We start from the raw sequence: 24,499 nt of genomic DNA on the forward strand, positions 1-24,499 counted from the left end.
CGTATTAAGCCGCTACCCCAAATCCGCCATCAACACTTTTGAACGGCGCTGATAGTTGTACATCTCTTTTTTGCTCTCGGGGAGCAGGTCGATATCCACCGGCGTAAAGCCACGCTCCTGAAACCAGTGAATGCTCCGCGTGGTCAGCACAAACAGCTTGCTAAGCCCGATTTGTCTGGCCTGCGCGGCAATCCGCTCCAGCAGGACCTCTCCCCGCGATGAACTGCGATAATCCGGATGCACCGCCACGCAGGCCATTTCGCCGATCTTCTCTTCCGGGAAAGGATACAGCGCCGCGCAGGCGATGGTCAGGTTATCACGCTGAATAATGGTGAATTTGTCGATCTCCATCTCCAGCTGTTCACGGGAACGGCGCACCAGAATCCCTTGCTGTTCCAGTGGGCTGATAAGCTCGAGAATTCCGCCAATATCATTAATGGTGGCGCGGCGGATTTGTTCGGCGCTTTCCATCACGATCTGCGTGCCGATACCGTCACGCGAGAACAATTCCTGTAACAGTGCGCCATCTTCCTGATAGCTGATCAAATGGCAGCGACGTACACCGCTGCGACAGGCTTTCACCGCACCGCGCAGGAAACGCACGGTGCCGGAGTTGTAATCCTCTTTCTCTTCCTGTGCTTCTACGCGGGCCTGCGCTTCATTCGGGAACAGTTCAGAAACAATGTCGCCATCGTCGTTGGTAACCCCTTGTGAGGAGCAAAAGCCAATCATTTTCTCCGCCTTCAGTTTGATGGCGAGCTGGGTGGCTATCTCTTCTGAGGTCAGGTTAAAACTTTCACCGGTGACAGAGACGGCGACCGGTCCCATCAGGACAATCGCGCCGTTGTCGAGCTGGCGGTGAATCGCCTCTTCATCAATACGACGGATACGTCCGCTGTGGCAGTAATCGACACCATCATCAACGCCCAGTGGCTGTGCGATGATAAAGTTGCCGCTGACCACGTTGATGTGCGCGCCCTGTAGCGGCGTGTTATTGAGGCTCATCGACAGACGTGCGGTGATATCCAGCTGTAATGTGCCAGCCGCCTGCTTGACCAGCTCCAGGGTTTTGGCGTCCGTCACACGCGTATTTTTGTGGTACACCGGCTCATGATGGTGTGCGGCCAGGTTCGCATCGATTTGCGGACGTGCGCCATACACGACCACCAGGCGAATGCCGAGGCTGTGCAGAAGCCCGATGTCATTGACGATACTGGAGAAATTATCATGCTCGATGGCTTCGCCGCCCAGCATAATGACAAACGTTTTCCCCCGATGGGTATTGATATAGGGAACAGAATGGCGGAATCCCTGTACCAGTTCGGTTCTACGTTCCTTCACCACGGCACACCCTCTTTGCATGATTATTCGTATTAAGTGTATTTTTATTCTGTTTTTTCTCCGGGCGCAAGTGCAAATTTGCCTGCAGTCGAAGGTATTTATCAGTAATACCGTGAATATAAAAAGAAAGTTTACCGTTTTATAGATGACAGATTATGCGTCATTCGCTAAAGTTTCCGGTCAATTCAGACGTTTTGTAAATCAGCACCGTTAGATTTGTTTTGCTCGGGAGAAGCATGTCGGGATCCAATCCAGCAATCAGCCGCCGTCGTTTACTGCAAGGGGCGGGCGCCATGTGGCTATTGAGCGTAAGCCAGGTCGGTCTGGCTGCGGTCAGCCAGGTCGTTGCGGTTCGTATTTGGCCAGCATCCAGTTACACCCGTGTGACGGTGGAATCGAACCGCGAGTTGAAATACAAGCAATTTGCCCTGAGTAATCCTGAGCGCGTCGTGGTGGATATTGAAGGTGTGAACCTGAATTCCGTGCTCAAAGGCATCGGAACCCAGATCCGCCCGGATGATCCCTACATCAAGTCGGCGCGAGTGGGGCAGTTTGATCCGCAGACTGTGCGCATGGTGTTTGAACTGAAACAGAACGTGAAGCCGCAGCTGTTTGCTCTCGCGCCGGTGGCGGGCTTTAAAGAACGCCTGGTGATGGATCTTTACCCTGCAAATGCGCAGGACATGCAGGATCCGCTGCTGGCGTTGCTTGAGGATTACAACAAAGGCGATCTGGAGAAACAGGTCCCGCCTGCGCAGAGCGGCCCACAGCCGGGTAAAGCGGGGCGCGATCGTCCGATTGTGATCATGCTTGATCCGGGGCACGGCGGCGAAGACTCCGGTGCCGTGGGCAAATACAAGACGCGTGAAAAGGACGTGGTATTGCAGATCGCCCGTCGCCTGCGGGCGCTGATCGAGCAAGAAGGCAACATGAAGGTCTATATGACGCGAAATGAAGATATCTTCATTCCGCTGAAAGTGCGCGTCGCGAAAGCCCAAAAACAGCGTGCCGACCTTTTTGTCTCAATTCACGCGGATGCATTTACCAGTCGACAGCCCAGCGGGTCGTCGGTGTTTGCCCTTTCCACCAAAGGCGCAACCAGTACGGCAGCAAAATACCTGGCGCAAACCCAGAACGCCTCGGATTTGATCGGGGGGGTCAGTAAAAGCGGCGACCGCTACGTCGATCACACGATGTTCGACATGGTGCAATCGCTGACCATTGCCGACAGCCTGAAGTTCGGGAAAGCGGTGCTGAAGAAACTTGGCCAGGTCAACAACCTGCACAAGAATCAGGTAGAGCAGGCAGGGTTTGCCGTCTTGAAAGCGCCAGATATCCCTTCGATTCTGGTTGAAACAGCCTTTATCAGTAACGTTGAGGAAGAGCGGAAGCTCAAAACCGCGACGTTCCAGCAGGAAGTGGCGGAATCGATACTGGCGGGGATCAAAGCTTACTTCGCCGATGGGGCGACGCTGGCGAGAAGAGGATAATAAAAAAGCGCTGAGAAGCGCTTTTTTTACAGATGCTTTTTTTACAGACGCCAGAAACAAAAAAAACACCCATCAGGGTGCTTAATTTTGTTGGTTGCGGGGGCCGGATTTGAACCGACGACCTTCGGGTTATGAGCCCGACGAGCTACCAGGCTGCTCCACCCCGCGTCCGTCTTTCTACTCTTCCATCGAGTAATTTCTTCTTCACAATGTGTTGGTTGCGGGGGCCGGATTTGAACCGACGACCTTCGGGTTATGAGCCCGACGAGCTACCAGGCTGCTCCACCCCGCGTCCGTCTGTTACTCTGCTATCAAGTAACTTCTTTTTCTTCACATTGTATTGGTTGCGGGGGCCAGATTTGAACTGACGACCTTCGGGTTATGAGCCCGACGAGCTACCAGGCTGCTCCACCCCGCGTCCGTGGATGCGCACTATACTCTGCTAACGTTTTCATGCAACCCTTTTTTTAACCAGATCATAAATTTGGTACGAGAGTGGTTAAAAATAGTCCTGACGGCTCGTTTTTTGCACAAAATTTGCGGCAAGGGCTGTCTGCGCATTTCATTAGGTCCGGGGGTTTGTTATCTTCATCTCGCATTATTGGCAACTTAAAGACGAGAACAATGAAAGGACGTTGGGCAAAATATCTTCTCACCGGAGCCGTCGTGGCGATGCTTGCTGCGTGTTCCTCTAAACCCACCGATCGCGGACAGCAGTATAAAGACGGGAAGTTTACCCAGCCTTTCTCACTGGTGAACCAACCTGATGCGGTCGGCGCGCCGATTAACGCGGGCGATTTTGCCGAGCAGGTGAATCAGATTCGCAGTTCATCACCGCGTTTATATGGTAATCAGAGCAACGTTTATAGCGCTGTTCAGGACTGGCTGCGTGCTGGCGGTGATACGCGCAGTATGCGTCAGTTCGGTATTGATGCCTGGCAGATGGAAGGCGCGGATAACTACGGCAACGTACAGTTCACCGGCTATTACACGCCAGTCATCCAGGCGCGCCATACGCGTCAGGGAGAGTTCCAGTACCCGATTTACCGGATGCCGCCAAAACGCGGACGCCTGCCGTCCCGTGCGGAGATCTACTCCGGCGCACTGAGCGACAGCTACATTCTGGCTTACAGTAATTCGTTGATGGATAACTTCATCATGGATGTACAGGGCAGCGGCTATATTGATTTTGGCGACGGCAGCCCGCTCAACTTCTTCAGCTATTCCGGGAAAAACGGCCATGCTTACCGCAGTATCGGTAAAGTGCTGATCGACCGGGGTGAAGTAAAGAAAGAAGATATGTCGATGCAGGCGATTCGCCATTGGGGTGAAACGCACAGCGAAGCAGAAGTGCGCGAGCTGCTGGAGCAGAACCCTTCATTTGTCTTCTTTAAACCGCAATCTTATGCACCGGTGAAAGGGGCCAGCGCGGTACCGTTGATTGGTCGCGCCTCTGTTGCCTCAGACCGTAGCATTATTCCTCCGGGCACAACGCTGCTGGCGGAAGTGCCGCTGCTGGATAATGACGGTAAGTTTACCGGCCAGTATGAACTGCGCCTGATGGTGGCGCTGGATGTCGGCGGCGCAATTAAAGGCCAGCACTTTGACATTTACCAGGGCATTGGCGCGGACGCCGGGCACCGTGCAGGCTGGTATAATCACTATGGTCGTGTCTGGGTGCTGAAGAGCGCGCCTGGCGCAGGTAACGTGTTTAGCGGCTGATTATGGTATTCTGAACACCATTTCTACGGAAAAGACAGGGTGAGGATATTCTCACCCTTTTTAATTCTGAGGTTGTATGTCTGTTGTGATAAGTGATGCCTGGCGTCAGCGTTTTGGCGGCACCGCGCGCCTGTATGGTGAAAAAGCGCTGCAGCTGTTTGCCGACGCGCATATCTGCGTGGTTGGGATCGGTGGGGTGGGGTCGTGGGCGGCAGAAGCGCTGGCGCGAACCGGAATTGGCGCGATCACGCTGATTGATATGGATGACGTTTGCGTCACCAATACGAATCGTCAAATTCATGCCCTGCGCGATAACGTTGGGCTGGCGAAAGCGGAAGTGATGGCGGATCGTATCCGTCTGATCAACCCGGAATGCCGGGTGAACGTTGTCGATGATTTCGTGACGCCGGATAACGTTGCTGAGTATATGAATGCGGGTTTTTCATATGTGATCGATGCGATTGACAGCGTACGCCCGAAAGCGGCGCTGATTGCGTATTGTCGGCGTAATAAAATTCCGCTGGTCACCACCGGCGGTGCGGGTGGGCAGATCGACCCTACGCAGATTCAGGTCGTCGATTTAGCGAAAACCATTCAGGATCCGCTGGCGGCAAAACTGCGTGAGCGGTTGAAAAGTGATTTTGGCGTGGTCAAAAACAGCAAAGGCAAGCTGGGCGTTGACTGCGTGTTCTCTACCGAAGCGCTGGTGTATCCGCAGTCGGACGGGTCTGTCTGCGCAATGAAAGCGACGGCGGAAGGGCCAAAACGCATGGACTGCGCCTCTGGATTCGGTGCGGCGACCATGGTGACCGCCACTTTCGGTTTTGTTGCTGTTTCCCACGCGCTGAAGAAAATGATGGCAAAAGCGGCTCGCGAGGCTTAATGGTGTCGGATGGCGCTACGCTTATCCGACCTACGGTTCGTACGGCTTTGCAGGCCGGATAAGGCGCATCAGCGCCGCCATCCGGCACAACAAACAATCCTCACACGTTGCGGGCTGCCTCCACAACAGCCTCGCTAAGTGCATTCAGCCCCTGGCTGCGCGAAGCGCTGAGCTGCGCGCGTAAACCCAGTTCATCAAACAACGACAGCGGGGATGTGGCCAGCAATTCAGTCGCGGTTTTACCTTCTATCGCCGTGAGCAATACGGCCAACAGGCCGCGCACAATACGGCCTTCACTGTCACCAAAAAAGTGCAGGGTGCCATTGGCCGACAGGGTATGCCCCAACCAGACGCGGTTTTCACATCCGGCAATCTCTTTTGCCTGTGCTTTTAACGCTTCCGGTAACGCGGGAAGCTGCTTTCCCAGCAGGATCAATTGGCGATATTTATCCTCCCACTGTGTCAGCGGGGTGAACGTATTACGTAACGTCTCTTCGGTTACGTTTGTGCCAAACGGGTGTCCAGCGAACAGAGGGTTTGTCATTAATCCACCAGTATTTCCAGCGCGCGGTCAATCGCATTGACCAACGCATCGACATCGCTCTTTGTATTATACGGCGCAAAAGAGGCGCGCAAAGTCCCGGTGACGCCCATTTCCGCCAATAACGGTTGAGCGCAGTGCTGTCCGGCACGTAGCGCGATGCCATATTCAGCCAGTAACGTCACCATATCGCTGTGGTGTACCCCGGCAAAGTCGAAGGCCAGCAGGCTGGAGTCCTGGCAGCGGAACGAGCGAAAACCCGGACGGGTAGCCAGTGCTTCTTCTGCCAGAGTGGCCAGCCCACGACTCCAGCTTTCGGCCTGCACGATATCGATCTCCGCCAGCCATTCCAGCGCGGCGCTCAGGCCAATAACCCCTGCAACGTTCGGCGTCCCCGCTTCCAGCTTCCACGGCGCGGATTGCGTGGTAAATCCCTCGAAGCTGACTTCATTGATCATTTTGCCGCCACCGAGCCAGGGCGACATCGCATCCAGCAGTTCTGGTTTACCGTAGAGTACGCCAATGCCGGTCGGGCCATACAGTTTGTGGCCTGAGAATGCGTAGAAATCGATGTCGAGTAGCTGTACGTCGGCGGGGAAATGCACCGCCCCTTGCGCGCCATCGACCATCACGATCATCCCGGCAGCATGCGCGATCGCGATCGCGCGTGCCAAATCCGGGCATCCGCCCGTCACGTTGGACATTTGTCCCAACGCGAGAATGCGGCTGCGCGGGGTAATCAAATCGGACAGACGCTCAACATCGGGAACAAAATGCGCATTGAGCGGCAGTTTGACGACCTTTGCGCCCGTCTGCTCTGCCACCATCAGCCAGGGCACGAGATTGGCATGGTGCTCGGCTGCGCTCACAATGATTTCATCACCCGGTTGCAGGCGAGGGCGGGCGTAGCTTTGCGCCACCATGTTGATCGCTTCTGTGGTGCCTCGGGTCCAGACGATCGCTTTGTCGTCGGGGGCATTGATCAACTGCGCGACTTTTTCTCTGGCCGCCTCGTAACGTGCGGTCAGGCGCTGGGCTTCGGCGAATTGGCTGCGATGGACGTTTCCGGCGCTCAGACTGTAAAACTGATGCGTGGCGTCGATCACCGCCTGCGGTTTGAGGGCGGTGGCGGCGCTGTCGAGATAGACACCGGCATCAATGAGTGCGGGAAACTGCGCACGAAACTGCGCGGGATTAAAAGCGTTCATGGAATTCCTCTGTTCAGTCAACAGATCGTGGCGCAAAAAGAGCCCTGATACAAGGTTTGTCCTGACCCTCGGAATCGTCTGCTTATCCATGTGAAATCCGACCAGTGGCTTATGCTGAATAGTGTTGGGCAAATGCTTTTGCCTGTTATGAACATTTATTTAGATAGCATAAATCGCTGTAAGGAGAAGAAGATGAATAAGACAGCCGCCATTATCTCTGCCTGTATGCTGAGTTTTGCCCTCAGCGCCTGTTCCGGTTCCAATTATGTGATGCACACCAATGATGGGCGAACCATTGTCTCTGAGGGGAAACCGAGGACAGATGATGAAACGGGGATGATTTCGTATAAGGACGCTAACGGCAACAAACAGCAGATTAATCGTACTGACGTGAAAGAGATGGTTGAACTGGATCATTAACCGGTCAGTCATGGGCAAAAAAAAGCACCGCAATTTGGCGGTGCTACATTAATCACTATGGACAGACAGGGTAAATGTACAGGAAGTGAAAAAGGGTAGCCTTGCTACCGTGGTCTGAATCGCAGACCAATTGCAAACACAACAACACAACATCACAACCGTAAGCCAAAAGCTCACCAGAACACGCATTCCGATAAAACTTTTCGTTCCGGCTCAGGAAGTGACGCCACTATAGGTATTTGCTGGTAGAACCTCAACGGACAAATTATAATGGCTCAGATTAAAAAAACTAATAGGTTACATAACGTTACCTAATTGTTAAATTCTTTTAACATCAAAGTTTAAAACCCATGTCAAAACGATTACCACCCCTGAATGCATTACGTGTTTTTGATGCCGCCGCAAGGCATTTGAGCTTCACGCGCGCGGCAGAAGAGCTTTTTGTGACACAGGCCGCAGTAAGCCACCAAATCAAGTCTCTTGAGGATTTTTTGGGACTTAAGCTGTTTCGCCGTCGCAACCGATCGCTCCTCCTGACGGAGGAAGGGCAAAGCTATTTCCTCGACATTAAAGAGATTTTTTCGCAATTAACCGAAGCGACGCGTAAACTTCAGGCACGCAGTGCAAAAGGTGCCTTAACCGTCAGTTTATTGCCCAGTTTTGCCATTCAATGGCTGGTGCCCAGACTCACAAGCTTTAATTCAGCTTATCCGGGGATCGATGTCAGAATTCAGGCTGTGGATCGCCAGGAAGATAAACTGGCGGATGACGTGGACGTCGCGATTTTTTATGGGCGCGGGAACTGGCCGGGTTTGCGTGTCGAAAAATTGTACGCAGAATATTTACTGCCAGTCTGTTCGCCCTTGCTGCTCACCGGCGACAAACCACTGAAGACGCCGGCGGATCTGGCACAGCATACGTTACTGCATGATGCTTCACGGCGTGACTGGCAAACCTATACCCGCCAGTTGGGGCTGAATCATATTAATGTGCAGCAGGGACCTATCTTCAGCCACAGCGCAATGGTGCTGCAGGCTGCCATCCATGGACAGGGTGTCGCGTTGGCCAATAACGTGATGGCGCAGTCCGAAATTGAGGCCGGACGTCTTGTTTGTCCGTTTAATGATGTTCTGGTCAGCAAAAATGCTTTTTATCTGGTTTGTCATGACAGTCAGGCAGAACTGGGTAAAATAGCTGCTTTTCGTCAGTGGATACTGGCAAAAGCGGCCACTGAACAAGAAAAATTCCGCTTTCGTTACGACCAATAATTTATGTAGGTACTGCCATGACCAGCCGTTTTATGCTGATTTTCGCCGCCATTAGCGGCTTCATTTTTGTTGCTCTGGGCGCCTTTGGGGCGCATGTCCTGAGCAAGACCCTTGGCGTGGTTGAAATGGGTTGGATCCAGACCGGCCTTGAATATCAGGCATTTCACACGCTGGCGATTTTTGGTCTTGCGGTTGCTATGCAGCGACGCATCAGTATCTGGTTTTACTGGAGCAGCGTTTTTCTGGCCTTAGGCACGGTGCTGTTTAGCGGCAGCCTCTATTGCCTGGCGCTGTCCCATTTACGCCTGTGGGCGTTTGTTACTCCTGTCGGCGGCGTGAGTTTTCTGGCAGGTTGGGTGCTGATGTTAATTGGCGCCATCCGTTTGAAACGTAAGAGCGTTAGTCATGAATAAGGTTGTGTTGTTGTGTCGCCCGGGGTTTGAAAAAGAGTGTGCTGCAGAAATCACGGATAAAGCAACTCGTCGGGAAGTGTTTGGTTTCGCTCGCGTGAAAGACAATGCGGGTTACGTTATTTATGAGTGCTATCAGCAGGATGATGCGGAAAAGTTAGTGAAAGAACTGCCGTTCAGTTCGCTGATTTTTGCCCGCCAAATGTTTGTCGTCGGTGAGTTGCTGCAATATTTGCCGCCGGAAGACCGCATTACACCGATTGTCGGTATGCTGCAGGGCGTTGTGGAGAAAGGCGGCGACCTGCGTGTCGAAGTGGCTGACACCAACGAAAGCAAAGAGTTGGTCAAGTTTTGCCGCAAATTTACCGTACCGCTGCGCGCGGCGCTGCGCGAAGCCGGCGTACTGGCAAAATATGAAACGCCAAAACGTCCGGTCGTCCATGTTTTCTTTATCGCGCCGGGCTGTTGTTACACCGGCTATTCCTGGCCTGATAATAACTCACCGTTTTACATGGGCATCCCGCGTCTGAAGTTCCCGGCTGATGCGCCGAGTCGTTCAACGCTGAAGCTGGAAGAAGCGCTGCATGTTTTTATTCCGGCAGATGAGTGGGATGAGCGTCTGGCAAACGGTATGTATGCGGTGGATTTAGGTGCCTGTCCTGGCGGTTGGACTTATCAGCTGGTGAAACGGAACATGTGGGTTTACTCCGTTGATAATGGTCCGATGGCGCAAAGCCTGATGGATACCGGGCAGGTGACCTGGCTGCGTGAAGACGGATTTAAGTACCGCCCGAATCGCAACAACATCTCGTGGATGGTCTGCGATATGGTGGAGAAGCCTGCAAAAGTGGCCGCGCTGATGGCACAGTGGCTGGTCAATGGCTGGTGCCGTGAGACTATCTTCAACCTTAAGCTGCCGATGAAAAAGCGCTACGAAGAAGTGTCGCAGAACCTGGCGTATATTCAGGCTCAACTTGATGAACACCACATTAATGCGCAGATTCAGGCGCGTCAGCTTTATCATGACCGTGAAGAAGTGACGGTGCACGTGCGTCGTTTGTGGGCTGCCGTCGGCGGTCGTCGCGACGAGCGATAACATCCGGAGGCCGGGTGCGTTATCCGGCCTCAACCTGTCTTGTGTCCGACACAATATGCGTCACATCATCCAGATGCCCAATCTGCGCCTCTCCCGAACGATTGAATTTACTCTTATCGATCAGCAATAACGATTGTGATGCGCGTTTCAGCAACGTGGATTTGAAATCCGCATTGAACGTGCTGGAATCCCACAATATGCCGCGGTTATCGATCCCTTCGCAGGAGAAAATAAACAGGTCAATGTCGAGCGGTTTTAGCTGCGAGAGCAACGACGGATTGACATAGCAGCCGTGTTTGCGTTGTAGCGTGCCGCCAGAACTGATGAGCTGGATCTGCTCGCGCCTTCCCAGTTCAAGGCAAATCGGGTGGCTGTTGGTGAACACCTGCAGGTTAATGTCCGGTAGCTGGCGGGCGAGATGCCAGCATGTCGAGCTGGCGTCCAGCGCGATCACCATCCCTTCTTCTATCCAGGTCAGCGCTTCGCGGGCAATGTCCGCTTTGTGCGCGTAGTGACTTTTCCGTCGAAGATGAAAGGGGGCGCCACCGTCCGGATTTTCCCGATGAATCAGTGTGGCGCGTCCGTGGTGACGTCGTACTTTTCCCTGCGATTGCAGCGCGTTCAGATCGCGTCGAATGGTCTCCTGACTGACGTTAAGCCGTGCAGCCAGCGTCTCCGTGGTCAGGCTTTGGTTATGAATGAGCAGGTCTACAATCGCATTCTGGCGTGTCGTCTTCATTTTTCTCACTCCATCATTCGTGTACACCTGCCAGGGGATGAGATTACGGCGTAACGCCTTTCTTTAAAAGAATATTGCCGTATTTTGCCCGTTCACCGGTTATCACGATTGCAAAGGCTTTTTGCGCCCGTTCGTAGAATGCAAAGCGGTCGATACGGGAAATGTCAGGGCATATGCCTTGCAAGGAGAGCGCATCACGATAGCGGGACTCTACCTCCGGGTCGAGCGAATCCCCCTCAACGGCGGCCATCATCACCAACGGCGGAGCGTAGCTGTCCAGTTCAAACAGTGGAATGATGGCCCTGAGGAGGTCGCTGACCATCAGACCGTCGGCGCGGATAACCTGCGGCCCCAGGCTGTGAGCCGGGAAATGGGCGTCAGAAAAGATAATTTCATCCCCATGGCCCATTTGTGCCATGACTTTCAGTAGTTCAGGGGAAATTAACGGCGAAATTGTTTTCAGCATTTCACACTTCCTCAATGCGTTCGGATTCGGTTTGTGGATAAAAATAACGATACTGATAACGCACTTGCGCTCTGGCCTGTTCCGGGCTGGCAAATTCCCCCACGCCAAACCAGGCGAACATCGCCGCGCCGGCAACGGTGGTTTCTGCGTCATCCAGCACTTTGATCGGAATGCCAAGCGTGTCGGCTTTAATTTGATTCCACAGCGCGTTACGGCTGCCACCGCCTACCAGCAGCAGCTCTGTCGCCCTGAACTGACCGATCTTTTCCAGCGTCTGCAGGTTTTGCCTGAGTTGAGCCGTTAATGACTCGAGTGCGGCACGGTACAAGTGGCCCCGGGTGCTGGTGAGCGAGACGCCCTGCCATCCGGCCTGCGCGTTGGTCAACAGATCGCTGTGCATTTTCACGCCGTCGGCGCCTGCGGGGATGGCGCGCGCTTCATCAATCAGCGTTTGCCAGGGCGTCTCCGGGCTCCACAGCAGTGTGCGTACCCACTCCAGCACCCCGGACGCCAGCCACTGCATTCCCGGATTGGTGAGGCCTCGCTGGCTGTCCAGTTCAGCGGTTGAACCGGGATACTGACTTAACAACGGGGTATCTACCCGGGAACTGCGTACCATCAGAATTTCCCATGTTCCGGAGGACAGCACGGGCTCATCCTGCTGGGCACCCGCGCCAAACAAGGCAAATTGCGTGTCGTGCCCGGCGGAAATCACCGGAATACCCGCCGGTAATCCCAGTCGACGAGCGATGTCGGATTGCAGCGTGCCGATTTTCTCTCCCGCTTCGACTAACCGTGGAAACAGACGGCGTGGCAAACCGGCGGCCTGCAGGATCTCCGGACTAAAATCGCGCTGGTGGATATCCAGTAACTGGCTGGTTCCTGCCATGGTGATGTCGGTGGTGAACTCACCGGTCAAACGATGGTTGATTAAGGATGAAATAAACAGCCAGGCATGAGCCTGTTCAGGCAGGTGAGGATGATTCTCTGTGAGCCACAGTAGTTTATACAATGTGTTGAAGCTGAATGCGCCAACCCCGGAAATTTCCTGCAACCGCTGTGGCGTCATCATGCGGCTGATGTTGTTCATCACTGTGGCAGTGCGCGGGCATTTCCAGCTGATGATCGGATAAAGTAGCTTGCCGTGTTCATCGACCAGCGCGCCATCGACACCAAACGTGGTGACCGTAATGCCGCGTATCTGGCATGCTGAGAGTTGCGCAGAGAGCGTTTGGCAGCAATCGGCAAAGCGCTGCAAAATGTCCTCCAGCGACCACTGATGCCAGGCGGTATTTTCCGTGGCGAGTTCGCTGGCATTGGGGGTTGCGGCCCGGGCGACAATGTTTCCCTGGCGGTCGACGGCGATGGCCCGTACGTTGGTTGCGCCGCAGTCGAGAACCAGAATAACCTCTTGCTTCATAAAAACTCCTGGAACTTTGCCGGATGGCATTGCGCTTCTCCGGCCTACAAAACCACTAAACAATGCGTTGTTGTAGGCCCGGCAAGCTTGCGCCACCGGGCAAAGTAATTAGAGAGCGGGACACATCAACGTTTGTACAGCGGACCGTAGTTCTCGCAGGCGCGGTAATCCTGGCCTTCGATGTCCATACCGTGCGCTGACCAGGAAGAGGGACGATAGATCTGTGCCGGTTCCACGTTGTGCATGCAAACCGGAATGCGCAGCATCGCGGCGAGGGTAATGAAATCAGCTCCGACGTGTCCAATGGTCAGCACGCCGTGGTTTGCTCCCCAGTTTGCCATCACGGAATAGACGTCGGTGAAGGGGCCTTGTCCCGTCAGACGCGGGGCGAACCAGGTCGTTGGCCAACTGGAGTCGGTACGTTTGTCGAGGGTGTCATGAACTTCTTTCGGCAGTTCGACGCTCCAGCCTTCGGCAATTTGCAGTACCGGACCCAGACCTTTGATGATGTTTACGCGCGTCATGGTGAACGGCACGCCGCCTTCAGTCAGGAAGCGCGAAGAGTAGCCGCCGCCACGGAAATATTCGTGGATTGCCGGGCACCATTCGGTTGCCGCCAGGCAATCATCTGCCTCTTTGGGGCTGATATCCCAGTGAGGTTTCATGGTCGGTTTGCCTTCGTTATCGCGCTGTTTGCACGTGCCGTCGAGGGCGGCAGAACCCGAGTTGATCAGGTGGATGATGCCGTGTTCCGCCAGCCCGGTCAGCGGTTGTCCCGTCACGCGCTCTACGGCTTCCGGCGACCAGTAGGTGCGCACATCGGCGAACACTTGTGCCGTGCCGGTGAGCTGATGTCCGAACAGCATCGCCACACCATTCAGACTGTCGTTTTCGGTCGCCACAACAAAAGGTTCGCGTATACCGTTCCAGTCAAAGGAGCTGTTCAGCAGCGCTTCAGCCGTGTCGCCATTGGGGTATTGATCGGTCCAGTGACGCTGTCCCTGGAAGCCCGCAGCAATGGCGTTGTAGCCCAATGATTCTTCTACGCGACCGATCTCCGCCAGTTTACTGTTACCCTGCATCATGTCGCGAATACACATCGCCATCAGCAGGCTTTCGCGCAGGATCTCCCGGTTTTGTTCGGCGTTGCGCTGGTACTGCTGGGCGTTTTTATCTTCGCCATAGCGGAAGTGCTGATCGGCCCAGGCCAGCGCCATTTCCAGCTCGGTTTCGTCATAAATTTTATGATCGATGCGGCGGCGCAGTTCGGTCATGTCGACGGCCTGTACTTTCATACCCAGCCAGGATTCGAAGAAATCGTGATCGACGATGGAACCGGCAATGCCCATCGAAACCCCGCCCAGCGAGAGATAGCTTTTGCCTTTCATCGTGGCGACAGCTAAACCCGCTCTGGTGAAGCGCAGCAGTTTTTCTTCCACGTCGGCCGGAATTGAGGTGTCATTGGCATCCTGTACGTCCTGACCGTAAATGGAAAACGCGGGGAGTCCCTTTTGACTGTGGGCGGCCAGCGCAGCGGCCAGATACACCGCCCCCGGGCGTTCCGTACCATTGAATCCCCAAATGGCTTTTGGTCGCGTGGGATCCATATCTATCGTTTCACTGCCGTAGCACCAGCACGGCGTGACGGTAATGGTTAAGCCAACATTTTGACTGCTGAATTTCTCTTCGCAGGCTGCGGATTCTGCCATACCTGCGATACAGGTATCCGAAATGACACACTCAACGGGGGTGCCGCAGGCGTGGCGGAGCTTCTCGGTAAGAAGGGCCGCGGTGGCCTTCGCCATATTCATGGTCTGCGTTTCCAGCGATTCACGCACGCCCATGCGGCGTCCATCAATGACCGGGCGAATACCAATTTTCGGTAGGCTGATTTTCTTCATTCGTGGTTCCTCATCTCACTTTATGGCGCTCTGCTCTGGTGGACGTTGGACCCCACCTCAGCAGTCGGCTGAATGACTCATTTTGCTAACTCGAGTTAGCTTAGGTATTGGGGCGTTTTTTACACAACTTTTTTATTGTGGATATGTGAGTGGCTTCACGAGAAGTGGTTAAAATTCGATCTACGTCAAATAAATAATAGTGACCTTATGATTTTAAAATCTTTTAAATCATGAAGTTATAATAAATTGTCTGTTCGGCGTCACAATTTCAAATCAAATGATTTGGCTATTTTGGGTGGCTAAAATAGCTTTAAAAGGCAATCGCTAACTCGAGTTAGCAAAATTAGATATGTTGACTGGACGTATTCGTATTAACGGTGACGAGGATTCCCTGGCATGTTCATCGCCTGATTCACTGACTGCCATTTCTGATGATTGAGGAAAGCAGCAATGTCCGAAACATTTTTACAAATGAGTCATATTACCAAACGATTCCCTGGCGTGTTGGCGTTGAGTAATGTGGATTTTAGTTTACGCAGAGGCGAAGTGCATGCGCTATTAGGTGAGAATGGTGCGGGAAAATCCACTCTGATGAAAATCTTATCAGGTGTTTACCAACCTGACGAAGGTGGTATTGTTTTTGAAGATCAGCCCGTTTCATTTTCAAGTCCGCTAAGTGCGCAGCAGGCTGGAATTACAATTATTCACCAGGAGTTTAATCTTTTCCCAGAATTAACCGTTGAAGAAAATATATTTATTGGCAGGGAGTTTTGCAAAAATAATCGCTGGCGTCTGGACGAAAAACAACAGCGACAGGCGGCGACTGAAATTTTGCAAAAATTGAACCTGAATATTTCGCCGGACACTCTGGTTGCCGACCTTACCGTTGCACAACAGCAAATGGTCGAAATTGCGAAAGCTATTTCGGTGAATGCCAAAATCCTTATTATGGATGAGCCTACTGCGGCACTGACGGAAACCGAAATAGAAAGTTTATTTCAGGTGACGCGCTTGCTTAAATCTCAGGGGACGGGAATTGTCTACATTTCGCATCGACTGGAGGAGCTGGCGTTGATTGCCGATCGTGCCACTGTCATGCGTGATGGGCAGTACATTGACACCGTCGACTATGATGCGGTCAAGATCAGTGACCTGATTACCATGATGGTCGGACGCGATCTGGGGAACATCTATCCGCGTCGTGAAGCGCTGGCTCACCAGACGCCCGTGCTGGAAGTCAGCGGCCTGACGCGAAAAGGCGTCCTGAATAATATCGATTTCACGCTTTATCGCGGCGAGATTTTAGGGTTTGCCGGTCTGATGGGGGCCGGGCGTACGGAACTGGCCAGAGCCATTTTTGGCGCAGACCCGATTGATGCCGGAACCATCAAACTCAACGGTAAAGTGACGGTGATTAAAGATATCCCTGATGCGATAAAACAGGGGATTAGCTATTTAACGGAAGACCGAAAAAAAGAAGGTCTGGCATTAGGCTTGTCCGTTGAGCGTAATATCATGCTGGGAAATTACCCTGAATATTCCGATCGCTATGGCAATGTGGATAGCAAACGCTGCCAGACCACGAGTCAGGAACAGGTCAGTGCGCTCAGGATTAAGACCCCGCATCTGGAACAGGCGGCCCTGAATTTAAGTGGTGGTAATCAGCAGAAAATCATTATTGCTCGTTGGGTGTGTAAGGATACCGATATTCTCATTTTTGATGAGCCTACCCGAGGTATTGATGTCGGTGCGAAACTGGAAATTTATGAATTAATGAATCGCCTGGTGGCAAAAGGGAAGTCAATTATTATGATTTCCTCTGAATTACCGGAAGTACTGGGTATGTGCGATCGCATTTTAGTGATGCGTAATGGACGTATTACCGGGGAGTTAACTTCTGATGACGCCACACAAGAAAAAATCATGCAATATGCGACGTTAGAGGATTAAATTATGACTATCTCTGTAACCTCTTCAGACAGCAATAATAAGAAAATAAAAATTAATAAAGAACTCTTGATGCGCCTTGCGCCACTCTTTAGCCTGATTATTTTAGTGGTGTTTTTCAGTTTCAGTTCACCTTTTTTCTTTAATACCGAAAACATTATGACGATTGCTCTGCAAACGTCGGTGATCGGGATTATGGCCATTGGCGTCACCTTCGTGATTATTACCGCCGGGATCGATCTTTCGCTGGGGTCGGTGGTGGCCTTTTCCGGCGTTGCGGTCGGGATTTGCGCCAGTTTTGGTATGCCGTTGCCTGTCTGCATTCTGGCGGGGGTATTAGCTGGAGGGCTGTGCGGTTATGCCAATGCGCTGCTGGTCACGAAAGCCACCATCCCTCCCTTTATTGCCACCCTGGGTCTGATGATGTCTATCAGGGGGATCAATATGGTCATGACCGATGGCCGCGCCATTTACTTTGCTGACTACCCCTCATTCAAAATGCTGGCGCAGGGACGGTTATTCGATGTGCTTCCTTATCCGGTGTTTTACCTCGTCATCGTGGCGCTGGTGGCCAGCTACATCCTGAAGAAAACCGTTATTGGTCGCTATGTTTACGCCGTCGGCAGCAATGAAGTGGCTGCTCACCTTTCCGGGATTAAAGTTCAGCGCGTCAAGATATTCGTCTACGCCTTCTGTGGCCTGCTGACAGGGATCGCGGGTGTCATCCTGGCATCGCGTCTGAACTCAGGACAGCCGACGGTCGGTGTGGGCTATGAACTGGAAGCTATCGCGGCAGTCGTCATTGGCGGCACAAGCCTGATGGGGGGAATCGGTACTATTGGCGGCACGATTATTGGCGCATTCATTATGAGTGTGCTGAAAAACGGCCTGAATCTGATGGGCGTTTCACAGTTCTGGCAAATGGTGGCGATGGGTATCGTGGTGATCGCTGCCGTCTATCTCGACACATTACGCAAAAAGATTCGTTGATTTACGCTCCCGGAAGTCACGGGGAACAATGACCCTGACGTTAAGGGTGACTCACTTAAAACGGAGTACCACAATGAAAACCAGGCATTTTGTCTATGCGTTATCTCTGCTGGCTTGCATGACATCCAGCGCGTTGGCTAAAGATTTGAATCTTCCTGTCGTCAGTAAAGGTTTCCAGCATGAATTCTGGCAAACCGTAAAAATGGGGACAGAAGCAGCGGCTAAAGAGCTGGGCGATAAAACCAGCTATGTCGGTCCTGCAGATGAAACCCAGATTGCTGAGCAAATCCAGCTGGTTGAAAACGCGATGGCGAAAAAACCGAACGGATTGCTGCTGGCTGCGTTAGACGCCAATGCCCTTGCTCCGCTGGTGGAAACCGCTAATTCACGCGGGATCAAGGTGGTGACGTTTGATTCTGGCGTCAATTCCGATATTCCGGTCAGTTTTGTGGCGACAAACAACCGTAAAGCGGGAGCCGAAGCCGCAGATGCGCTGGCGGCACAGGTCAATAATAAAGGCAAAGTCGGCATTATTGCTCACGTGGCGGGCACCTCTTCAGCGATTGAGCGTTCGGAAGGATTTGTCGCCCGCATGAAGGAAAAATACCCTGATATCAAGGTGCTGCCGGTCCAGTACAGTGATGGCGATCCACAAAAGGCGATGGATAAAACCATTGATATGATCCAGGCGAACCCGGATCTGGCGGGGATCTACGGCACCAATGAAGGATCGACACTGGGCGTCGCGAACGCAATTGATAGTCAAAACCTGAAAGGCAAAGTCAAAGTTATTGGTTTTGACAGCACTGAGGCCATTATCAATTTCCTGAACTCCGGCGTCATTCAGGGCTTCGTCGTCCAGGACGCTTTCCAGATTGGCTATCAGGGGATCAAAACGCTGAATGCTTCGCTGTCTGGTCAAACCGTACCGAAAGAAATCGATATTCCGGTGAAATTCGTTAATGCGCAGAACATTAATACGCCGGAAATTGAGAAGTTATTACACCCATTTGGTAAGAAATAAAATCGTGGGGGCAACCCTTTTGCCCCCCTTTTAAGCCAGCGTCAGGGAGTCATTATGCGTAGTGGATATTTCCTCGGTGTGGATGTCGGTTCGGCCAGCGTAAGGGCGGGGATATTTGATGCCAGTGGAACGCGACTGTCTTTTGCCACGCTCCCGATTTCTCAATTTCGACCGGGTGGGGAGCGGGTGGAGCAATCTTCCGCTGAAATCTGGCGGCAGGTGTGCCTGGTTGTCAAAGGGGCTGTCGCCAGTGCTGACATTCCAGTCACCGCGATTCGCTCGTTAGGGTTCGATGCAACCTGTTCTCTGGTTGCGCTGGATGAGCAGGGAGAAGGGCTGGCGGTCTCGCCTGGAGAAGTATCCGATCACGACATTATTATGTGGATGGATCACCGCGCAACCGCAGAGGCTGAGCGCATTAATGCCACCCAGGACGCTGCACTGCGTTACGTTGGCGGCGACGTTAGCGTTGAAATGGAACTGCCCAAGGTGCTCTGGTTGAAAAGCCATTTTCCAGAAACCTGGAAGCAGGCCCATCGCTTTTTCGATCTGGCCGATTTCCTGGTGTGGAAAGCCACCGGCAATGATGTTGCCGGGCTGTGTACACTGACCTGTAAATGGAACTACTTAGCGCACGAACAACGCTTTAGCGATTCTCTGCTGGAGGCTGTCGGGTTGAGCGACTTGCTCAGTAAAATTCCTCGGCGGATCCTCCCGCCAGGCGCCGCCGCAGGAACGCTCAGTCCTGACGCCGCACAGGCCTTAGGGTTGACGACAGACGTTGTGGTGGCCAGCGGAATGATTGATGCCCATGCTGGCGGCGTTGCGCTTGCGGGGGCGCAGCCTGCGGGGACTCTGGCGCTGATCAGCGGAACGTCAAACTGCCACATGTTATGCAGCGAGCAGGAGATCCACACGGCGGGTGTGTGGGGGCCTTACTGGTCGGCGATGCTGCCGGGCTACTGGCTGACGGAAGGTGGGCAAAGTGCTGCGGGAGCGTTGGTTGACTGGACGCTACAGGAATCCGGCGCCAGTGCGGCGTTGTTTAGCAAGGCTGAACTGCGGGGATGCCATCCGGTTGAATTGGTCAATGAATGGGTGGCGGCGCTGGAAGAGGAAGAACATGAGCCGACTCGCTATCTGCATGTGCTTGCCGATCATCATGGTAACCGTTCACCACGTGCGCGTCCGGATGCCAGGGGGAGCGTTTGCGGCCTGACACTGGAGAGAGGTGAATCTCAGGTGGCGCGTTTGTACCTTGCCACGCTACAGGCTATCGCCTGTGGTACGCGACATATTATGGATGCCATGCGCGAAAGCGGACATACGATTTCCCGGCTGACATTATGCGGCGGCGCAACGCACAATCCGCTGTGGCTGCGTGAATATGCAGATGCCACGGGCTGCGACATTCATCTTATGCAAGAGGAGGATGCGGTAACGCTGGGGGCGGCAATTACCGGGGCAGTGGCAAGCGGTAGCTGGCCAGATTTCTCATCCGCATGCCAGGAGATGGTGGCAGTTGGTGAGGTGATTAAGGCAAACCCCGCGAGACAGGACTTTTTTGACCGCAAGTATCAGGCTTACCTCGCCCTTTGGGAGCAGCAGCAGGTACTTAACCGACTGATGCAGTAAGACAAATGTTCAAAATACTTTTATGATTGGGCATGGGTGTTTGAGAGTGTACTGAGGCACATAAATGGCTAAAACAGTAGAGCAGATAGCCAGCGATCTGGATTTATCGGTGACGACCGTAAGACTGGTGCTAAATGGAAAAGCTGAACAGTATAGGATCAGCGTCAAAACACAAACGCGCATCAATGAGTATGTAGAACGATATGGTTATGTGATTAATCATTCGGCCCGGAGTCTGAAGCTTAATAAGACGGATACGCTGGGTTTGATCGTGCCCAATATTTCCAACGTCTTTTTTGCAACGCTTGCTGAAAAACTTGAGCAGCGCTGTCGTCGCTCTGGCTATCAATTAATGATTAGTTGTACTTATGATGATGTTGATTACGAAAATAAATTAACGAAAGCGTTAATCGCCCGGAATGTTGATGGCCTTTTTATTGTGCCTTCAACATTAGAGAACCAGCAGCATCATTTACGCCAGGTCAGAAAGCCAATGGTATTACTTGACCGTGACTTTAAGTATACGGATAACGCTCTGGTCGAAAGTCACAATATCGCTGGCGGTGAAAAATTGACGCAAAGCATACTGGATGCCGGCAAATCGCCAGTATGGCTTTTAGTTGGCGATGCCGGGTTGCCCAGTATTAGCGACCGTATTACCGGTTATCTTAACGCACTGGAAAAAAACGGCATTTGTCATCGGGAGTGGGTTCGCGAAGGCCCGGTTAATACACCGGAAGGTGGCTATCTGATTATGGAGCGGTTGATCGGTGAATGGGGCTGCCCGCAGGCGTTTATCGCCTCATCGTTGCCGGTGCTGGAAGGGGCTGTCAGAGCTATTCGCGATCGCTTCGGCGTGGTTCCACCGGAGATCAACATTGGCACATTCGATGAACACCCCATGCTGGGGTTCCTGTCCAATAATGTATGGTCAATGCAACAGGATGAAAATGCCTGGGCGGAAAAAGCATTCGATATGATGTTGAGTGCTATTGAGGAACGACCCATTAAAGAGACGGTAAAAGTTGAGATGAAACTTATTAAGCGCGTACGACAAAAATAATACGCAACAGTAATTTAAATAAAACAGCCATATGAATAAGAATAAAAGTATTCAGTGGCTGCCCTTACCTGAAACCTGACCCGTCTTCATTTGCGGTTGTGTCTTTTCGCGATAAAGACGAGGGGAACTGTACCCGGAGAATAAAGATGGAAAGATCGCGTTTATCTCGTGAAATAATTGAAACCTGTCTTGAAATGACACGTCTTGGTTTAAATCAAGGCACCGCAGGTAATGTGAGTGCGCGCTATGAACAAGGAATGTTAATTACGCCCAGCGGAATTCCTTATGAGCGACTCACTGAAAATATGATCGTGTATGTTGATAATAATGGGAAATATGCAGAAGGGCAGCTGCCTTCCAGCGAATGGCGTTTTCATCTTGCGGCCTACCAGACGCGGCCTGATGCAAATGCTGTGGTTCACAATCACGCCATTCATTGTACTGCTGTATCGATCCTCAACCGTCCTATCCCAGCGATTCACTACATGATTGCCGCCGCAGGGGGAAACTCTATTCCTTGTGCTCCGTATGCCACATTTGGCACGCAGGCCCTGTCCGAATTTGTCGCTACGGCATTAAAGAATCGCAAAGCAACGCTGTTACAACATCATGGGCTCATCGCCTGTGAAGTTAATCTGGAAAAAGCCCTGTGGCTGGCGCATGAAGTGGAAGTGTTGGCGCAGCTTTACCTCAGTACGCTGGCGATTACCGATCCCGTACCGGTGTTGGATGATGAAGAGATTGCCGTGGTACTGGAGAAATTTAAAACCTACGGGTTACGTATTGAAGAGTGATTTCGCAAGGCGAAAAGGAGACGGACGATGGCGAACAGAATGATTCTGAACGAAACGGCATGGTTTGGCCGTGGGGCGGTAGAGGCGTTAACCGGCGAGGTGACGCGCCGTGGTTACCGTAAGGCACTGATTGTGACCGATGAAACGCTGGTACAGTGCGGCGTGGTCGCGAAAGTCACCGATAAGATGGATGCAGCAGGGCTGACCTGGGAGATCTACTCCGGGGTGATCCCAAATCCGACTATCGGTGTCGTCAAAGAGGGGCTGAGCGTATTCCAGCAAAGCGGGGCAGATTATCTCATCGCGGTCGGCGGTGGTTCTCCGCAGGATACCTGCAAGGCAATCGGCATTATCAGCAACAACCCGGAGTTTGCCGACGTGTGCAGCCTGGAAGGATTGTCACCGACGCGCCACCCGAGCGTGCCAATTATGGCGATCCCTACCACTGCGGGTACTGCGGCCGAAGTCACCATTAACTACGTGATCACCGATGAAGAAAAGCGGCGCAAGTTTGTCTGCGTGGATCCGCATGATATTCCTCAGGTGGCGTTTATTGATGCCGACATGATGGACGGTATGCCTGCCGCGCTCAAAGCGGCAACCGGCGTTGATGCGCTGACGCACGCTATTGAGGGGTATATTACGCGTGCCGCCTGGGCTCTGACCGATGCGCTGCATATCAAAGCGATTGAAATTATTGCTGGCGCGCTGCGGGGTTCCGTTGCCGGAGATCTTGACGCAGGAGAGGCCATGGCGCTGGGGCAGTATGTGGCCGGCATGGGGTTTTCCAATGTGGGGCTGGGACTGGTGCATGGGATGGCGCATCCGCTCGGCGCGTTTTATAACACGCCTCATGGTGTCGCCAATGCGATTCTGCTCCCTCATATCATGCGCTATAACGCAGAATTTACCGGGGAAAAATTCCGTGACATTGCCAGAGTCATGGGGGTAAACGTAGAACGCCTGAGCCTGGAAGAGGCACGCAATGCGGCGGTTGATGCTGTCTTTGCCCTCAACCGCGATGTCGGTATCCCGCTACACCTGCGCGATGTCGGTGTGCTTAAAGAGGATATTCCGGCGCTGGCGCAGGCTGCGTTTGACGATGTTTGCACCGGTGGGAACCCGCGTGAAGCGACGCTTTCCGATATCGTCGAGCTGTACCATACTGCCTGGTAATTGGGCGGGGTAAAAATGGCCGGAGGCGCTGCGCATATCCGGCTTACAGTGTCAGTGATATTGTCGGCCGGATACGGTATTTGCACCGCTATCCGGTCGCACAATTACCGCGCCAGCCGAAGCTGCTGTAAATTTCCGTCGAGATGTAAATCCGTTTGCAGGCGGGCAATGTCACGGCATAAAAACGCCATCTCTTTGTGCGCTTCAAGTTTTTTCCGCCACTTCTCCGGCACCTTGTCTAACTGCGCGTAGATCCCTTCCAGCGTCTGGAACTGAACCAACAGTTGCGTGGCGCTTTTCGGGCCTATCCCGGCGACGCCGGGCACTTTCGAACTGCTGATTCCCGCCAGCCCCCAGTAATCGGGTAGCTGCTGAGGAAGTACGCCAAACTCTTTCTCAATAAAGGGGGCATCCAGCCAACGTTTTTGGAAATAATCACGAATGCGCAATGTGGGGGAAAGTAGCTGGCAGTAGCCTTTGTCGGTCGAGACGATGGTGGCCTGGTGTCCGGCCTGGGTGACTTTTACGGCCAGGGTGGCCGCTAAATCATCGGCTTCATTCCCGCCAGAGACCCAACAGGGCACACCCTGCTGTTCAAAGGCGGCGCGTAACGTGGGCATTTCGCGATGCAGGTCGTCAGGCATGGGCGGGCGGCCCGCTTTGTAATCCGGGAGTCGCTGGTGGCGCCAGCTATCGTTGCGTGCTTCGTCATCAAACACGGCGACTGCGTGCGTTGGTTGGCTGTGCATGATCAATTGATCGAGCGCGCGCTGACAGGTTTCGACGCAGGGAGAACCCTGAACCGCATGAATACGGCGAATCAAATTAAGTGCATCGACAATGAGCAGATGGACGGCCACGGCGTTCTCCCTGATAGATCATGCGCTAAGGGTAACATTCACGGCAAAGTCAGGCTATTCACAGCGGTGAAAATGGGAAAGAGCTTCGCAAAACGAAGCCCTTTG

At 53.1% G+C, this 24,499-nt stretch carries 22 protein-coding genes and 3 tRNA genes; 14 read left to right on the forward strand and 11 right to left on the reverse strand.

The window, feature by feature from the left end; translation table 11 throughout:
• Window positions 1-12: 12 nt before the first annotated feature.
• On the reverse strand, window positions 13-1,344 hold the full coding sequence (gene argA / locus P2W74_RS04435) for an amino-acid N-acetyltransferase (protein ID WP_276294061.1): 1,332 nt from the start codon (window positions 1,342-1,344) through the stop codon (window positions 13-15).
• A 233-nt stretch (window positions 1,345-1,577) separates the two neighbouring features.
• Between argA and amiC the strand changes: the two genes are divergently transcribed.
• Complete coding sequence (gene amiC / locus P2W74_RS04440) at window positions 1,578-2,831, forward strand: N-acetylmuramoyl-L-alanine amidase AmiC (RefSeq protein ID WP_276294062.1); 1,254 nt, start codon at window positions 1,578-1,580, stop codon at window positions 2,829-2,831.
• Between the two features lie 91 nt (window positions 2,832-2,922).
• Here the strand turns inward: amiC and P2W74_RS04445 are convergent.
• From P2W74_RS04445 to P2W74_RS04455, 3 genes are all read right to left on the reverse strand, one after another.
• Window positions 2,923-2,999 (reverse strand) — tRNA-Met (locus P2W74_RS04445).
• Window positions 3,000-3,046: 47 nt separating this feature from the next.
• Window positions 3,047-3,123 (reverse strand) — tRNA-Met (locus P2W74_RS04450).
• Window positions 3,124-3,172: 49 nt separating this feature from the next.
• Window positions 3,173-3,249 (reverse strand) — tRNA-Met (locus P2W74_RS04455).
• A 206-nt stretch (window positions 3,250-3,455) separates the two neighbouring features.
• Between P2W74_RS04455 and mltA the strand changes: the two genes are divergently transcribed.
• Together mltA and tcdA are read left to right on the forward strand one after the other, a co-directional pair.
• Complete coding sequence (gene mltA / locus P2W74_RS04460) at window positions 3,456-4,553, forward strand: murein transglycosylase A (RefSeq protein WP_276294063.1); 1,098 nt, start codon at window positions 3,456-3,458, stop codon at window positions 4,551-4,553.
• A 76-nt stretch (window positions 4,554-4,629) separates the two neighbouring features.
• The gene (gene tcdA, locus P2W74_RS04465) at window positions 4,630-5,436 is read left to right on the forward strand and encodes a tRNA cyclic N6-threonylcarbamoyladenosine(37) synthase TcdA (protein ID WP_203360150.1); all 807 of its coding nucleotides are present in this window, start codon (window positions 4,630-4,632) and stop codon (window positions 5,434-5,436) included.
• A gap of 100 nt (window positions 5,437-5,536) precedes the next feature.
• On the opposite strand, the gene csdE is transcribed toward tcdA, so the two are convergent.
• Both csdE and csdA read right to left on the reverse strand, forming a co-directional pair.
• The gene (csdE, locus tag P2W74_RS04470) at window positions 5,537-5,980 is read right to left on the reverse strand and encodes a cysteine desulfurase sulfur acceptor subunit CsdE (RefSeq protein ID WP_276294064.1); all 444 of its coding nucleotides are present in this window, start codon (window positions 5,978-5,980) and stop codon (window positions 5,537-5,539) included.
• Window positions 5,980-7,185 carry a cysteine desulfurase CsdA gene (gene csdA, locus P2W74_RS04475; RefSeq protein WP_276294065.1) on the reverse strand — a complete coding sequence of 402 codons (1,206 nt, stop codon included), beginning with the start codon at window positions 7,183-7,185 and terminating at the stop codon, window positions 5,980-5,982. The genes csdE and csdA overlap by 1 nt, the downstream gene beginning before the upstream one ends.
• A gap of 192 nt (window positions 7,186-7,377) precedes the next feature.
• On the opposite strand from csdA, the gene P2W74_RS04480 reads away from it, so the two are divergent.
• The 4 genes from P2W74_RS04480 (at window position 7,378) to rlmM (ending at window position 10,379) form a co-directional block, all read left to right on the forward strand.
• On the forward strand, window positions 7,378-7,605 hold the full coding sequence (locus P2W74_RS04480; RefSeq protein ID WP_276294066.1) for a YgdI/YgdR family lipoprotein: 228 nt from the start codon (window positions 7,378-7,380) through the stop codon (window positions 7,603-7,605).
• A 350-nt stretch (window positions 7,606-7,955) separates the two neighbouring features.
• Complete coding sequence (gene gcvA, locus P2W74_RS04485; RefSeq protein ID WP_276294067.1) at window positions 7,956-8,873, forward strand: glycine cleavage system transcriptional regulator GcvA; 918 nt, start codon at window positions 7,956-7,958, stop codon at window positions 8,871-8,873.
• A 17-nt stretch (window positions 8,874-8,890) separates the two neighbouring features.
• A complete protein-coding gene (locus P2W74_RS04490) occupies window positions 8,891-9,286 on the forward strand; it encodes a DUF423 domain-containing protein (protein WP_192613313.1) in 396 nt (131 codons plus the stop codon).
• On the forward strand, window positions 9,279-10,379 hold the full coding sequence (gene rlmM, locus P2W74_RS04495; RefSeq protein WP_276294068.1) for a 23S rRNA (cytidine(2498)-2'-O)-methyltransferase RlmM: 1,101 nt from the start codon (window positions 9,279-9,281) through the stop codon (window positions 10,377-10,379). The genes P2W74_RS04490 and rlmM overlap by 8 nt, the downstream gene beginning before the upstream one ends.
• A 19-nt stretch (window positions 10,380-10,398) precedes the next feature.
• Here the strand turns inward: rlmM and fucR are convergent, their stop codons facing one another.
• The 4 genes from fucR to fucI form a co-directional block, all read right to left on the reverse strand.
• Entirely contained in the window at window positions 10,399-11,118 is a 720-nt protein-coding gene (fucR, locus tag P2W74_RS04500) for an L-fucose operon activator (protein ID WP_276294069.1), read from the reverse strand.
• A 43-nt stretch (window positions 11,119-11,161) separates the two neighbouring features.
• Window positions 11,162-11,584 carry an L-fucose mutarotase gene (gene fucU, locus P2W74_RS04505; protein ID WP_276294070.1) on the reverse strand — a complete coding sequence of 141 codons (423 nt, stop codon included), beginning with the start codon at window positions 11,582-11,584 and terminating at the stop codon, window positions 11,162-11,164.
• 1 nt (window position 11,585) lies between these two features.
• A complete protein-coding gene (fucK, locus tag P2W74_RS04510) occupies window positions 11,586-13,004 on the reverse strand; it encodes an L-fuculokinase (RefSeq protein ID WP_276294071.1) in 1,419 nt (472 codons plus the stop codon).
• 125 nt (window positions 13,005-13,129) lie between these two features.
• On the reverse strand, window positions 13,130-14,905 hold the full coding sequence (gene fucI / locus P2W74_RS04515) for an L-fucose isomerase (protein WP_276294072.1): 1,776 nt from the start codon (window positions 14,903-14,905) through the stop codon (window positions 13,130-13,132).
• A 450-nt stretch (window positions 14,906-15,355) separates the two neighbouring features.
• Here fucI and P2W74_RS04520 point away from each other — a divergent pair, with 450 nt between their 5' ends.
• From P2W74_RS04520 to fucO, 7 genes are all read left to right on the forward strand, one after another.
• Window positions 15,356-16,855 carry a sugar ABC transporter ATP-binding protein gene (locus P2W74_RS04520; protein ID WP_276294073.1) on the forward strand — a complete coding sequence of 500 codons (1,500 nt, stop codon included), beginning with the start codon at window positions 15,356-15,358 and terminating at the stop codon, window positions 16,853-16,855.
• 3 nt (window positions 16,856-16,858) lie between these two features.
• On the forward strand, window positions 16,859-17,842 hold the full coding sequence (locus P2W74_RS04525) for an ABC transporter permease (protein WP_276294074.1): 984 nt from the start codon (window positions 16,859-16,861) through the stop codon (window positions 17,840-17,842).
• A gap of 73 nt (window positions 17,843-17,915) precedes the next feature.
• Entirely contained in the window at window positions 17,916-18,866 is a 951-nt protein-coding gene (locus P2W74_RS04530) for an ABC transporter substrate-binding protein (RefSeq protein ID WP_192613305.1), read from the forward strand.
• Between the two features lie 54 nt (window positions 18,867-18,920).
• Entirely contained in the window at window positions 18,921-20,501 is a 1,581-nt protein-coding gene (locus tag P2W74_RS04535) for an FGGY-family carbohydrate kinase (RefSeq protein ID WP_276294075.1), read from the forward strand.
• A 64-nt stretch (window positions 20,502-20,565) separates the two neighbouring features.
• Window positions 20,566-21,564: a LacI family DNA-binding transcriptional regulator gene (locus tag P2W74_RS04540; RefSeq protein ID WP_276294076.1), complete on the forward strand. Its 999-nt coding sequence runs from the start codon at window positions 20,566-20,568 to the stop codon at window positions 21,562-21,564.
• A 146-nt stretch (window positions 21,565-21,710) separates the two neighbouring features.
• Window positions 21,711-22,358 (forward strand): L-fuculose-phosphate aldolase, encoded by a 648-nt coding sequence (fucA, locus tag P2W74_RS04545; protein ID WP_276294077.1) that lies wholly within the window; start codon window positions 21,711-21,713, stop codon window positions 22,356-22,358.
• Between the two features lie 27 nt (window positions 22,359-22,385).
• Window positions 22,386-23,534 carry a lactaldehyde reductase gene (fucO, locus tag P2W74_RS04550; protein ID WP_276294078.1) on the forward strand — a complete coding sequence of 383 codons (1,149 nt, stop codon included), beginning with the start codon at window positions 22,386-22,388 and terminating at the stop codon, window positions 23,532-23,534.
• 104 nt (window positions 23,535-23,638) lie between these two features.
• On the opposite strand, the gene xni is transcribed toward fucO, so the two are convergent.
• Window positions 23,639-24,394, reverse strand: a complete 756-nt coding sequence (gene xni, locus P2W74_RS04555) for a flap endonuclease Xni (RefSeq protein WP_276294080.1) — start codon at window positions 24,392-24,394, stop codon at window positions 23,639-23,641.
• Window positions 24,395-24,499 lie beyond the last annotated feature (105 nt).

Origin of the sequence: Citrobacter enshiensis, from assembly GCF_029338175.1 — a bacterium.
Taxonomy (GTDB): domain Bacteria; phylum Pseudomonadota; class Gammaproteobacteria; order Enterobacterales; family Enterobacteriaceae; genus Citrobacter_D; species Citrobacter_D enshiensis.

Bases quoted from the DNA above. Each gene is read 5' to 3' on its own strand.
- amiC (WP_276294062.1), top strand. From the start codon at position 1,578: ATGTCGGGATCCAATCCAGCAATCAGCCGCCGTCGTTTACTGCAAGGG.
- mltA (WP_276294063.1), top strand. From the start codon at position 3,456: ATGAAAGGACGTTGGGCAAAATATCTTCTCACCGGAGCCGTCGTGGCG.
- tcdA (WP_203360150.1), top strand. From the start codon at position 4,630: ATGTCTGTTGTGATAAGTGATGCCTGGCGTCAGCGTTTTGGCGGCACC.
- csdE (WP_276294064.1), bottom strand. From the start codon at position 5,980: ATGACAAACCCTCTGTTCGCTGGACACCCGTTTGGCACAAACGTAACC.
- csdA (WP_276294065.1), bottom strand. From the start codon at position 7,185: ATGAACGCTTTTAATCCCGCGCAGTTTCGTGCGCAGTTTCCCGCACTC.
- P2W74_RS04480 (WP_276294066.1), top strand. From the start codon at position 7,378: ATGAATAAGACAGCCGCCATTATCTCTGCCTGTATGCTGAGTTTTGCC.
- gcvA (WP_276294067.1), top strand. From the start codon at position 7,956: ATGTCAAAACGATTACCACCCCTGAATGCATTACGTGTTTTTGATGCC.
- P2W74_RS04490 (WP_192613313.1), top strand. From the start codon at position 8,891: ATGACCAGCCGTTTTATGCTGATTTTCGCCGCCATTAGCGGCTTCATT.
- rlmM (WP_276294068.1), top strand. From the start codon at position 9,279: ATGAATAAGGTTGTGTTGTTGTGTCGCCCGGGGTTTGAAAAAGAGTGT.
- fucR (WP_276294069.1), bottom strand. From the start codon at position 11,118: ATGAAGACGACACGCCAGAATGCGATTGTAGACCTGCTCATTCATAAC.
- fucU (WP_276294070.1), bottom strand. From the start codon at position 11,584: ATGCTGAAAACAATTTCGCCGTTAATTTCCCCTGAACTACTGAAAGTC.
- fucK (WP_276294071.1), bottom strand. From the start codon at position 13,004: ATGAAGCAAGAGGTTATTCTGGTTCTCGACTGCGGCGCAACCAACGTA.
- fucI (WP_276294072.1), bottom strand. From the start codon at position 14,905: ATGAAGAAAATCAGCCTACCGAAAATTGGTATTCGCCCGGTCATTGAT.
- P2W74_RS04520 (WP_276294073.1), top strand. From the start codon at position 15,356: ATGTCCGAAACATTTTTACAAATGAGTCATATTACCAAACGATTCCCT.
- P2W74_RS04525 (WP_276294074.1), top strand. From the start codon at position 16,859: ATGACTATCTCTGTAACCTCTTCAGACAGCAATAATAAGAAAATAAAA.
- P2W74_RS04530 (WP_192613305.1), top strand. From the start codon at position 17,916: ATGAAAACCAGGCATTTTGTCTATGCGTTATCTCTGCTGGCTTGCATG.
- P2W74_RS04535 (WP_276294075.1), top strand. From the start codon at position 18,921: ATGCGTAGTGGATATTTCCTCGGTGTGGATGTCGGTTCGGCCAGCGTA.
- P2W74_RS04540 (WP_276294076.1), top strand. From the start codon at position 20,566: ATGGCTAAAACAGTAGAGCAGATAGCCAGCGATCTGGATTTATCGGTG.
- fucA (WP_276294077.1), top strand. From the start codon at position 21,711: ATGGAAAGATCGCGTTTATCTCGTGAAATAATTGAAACCTGTCTTGAA.
- fucO (WP_276294078.1), top strand. From the start codon at position 22,386: ATGGCGAACAGAATGATTCTGAACGAAACGGCATGGTTTGGCCGTGGG.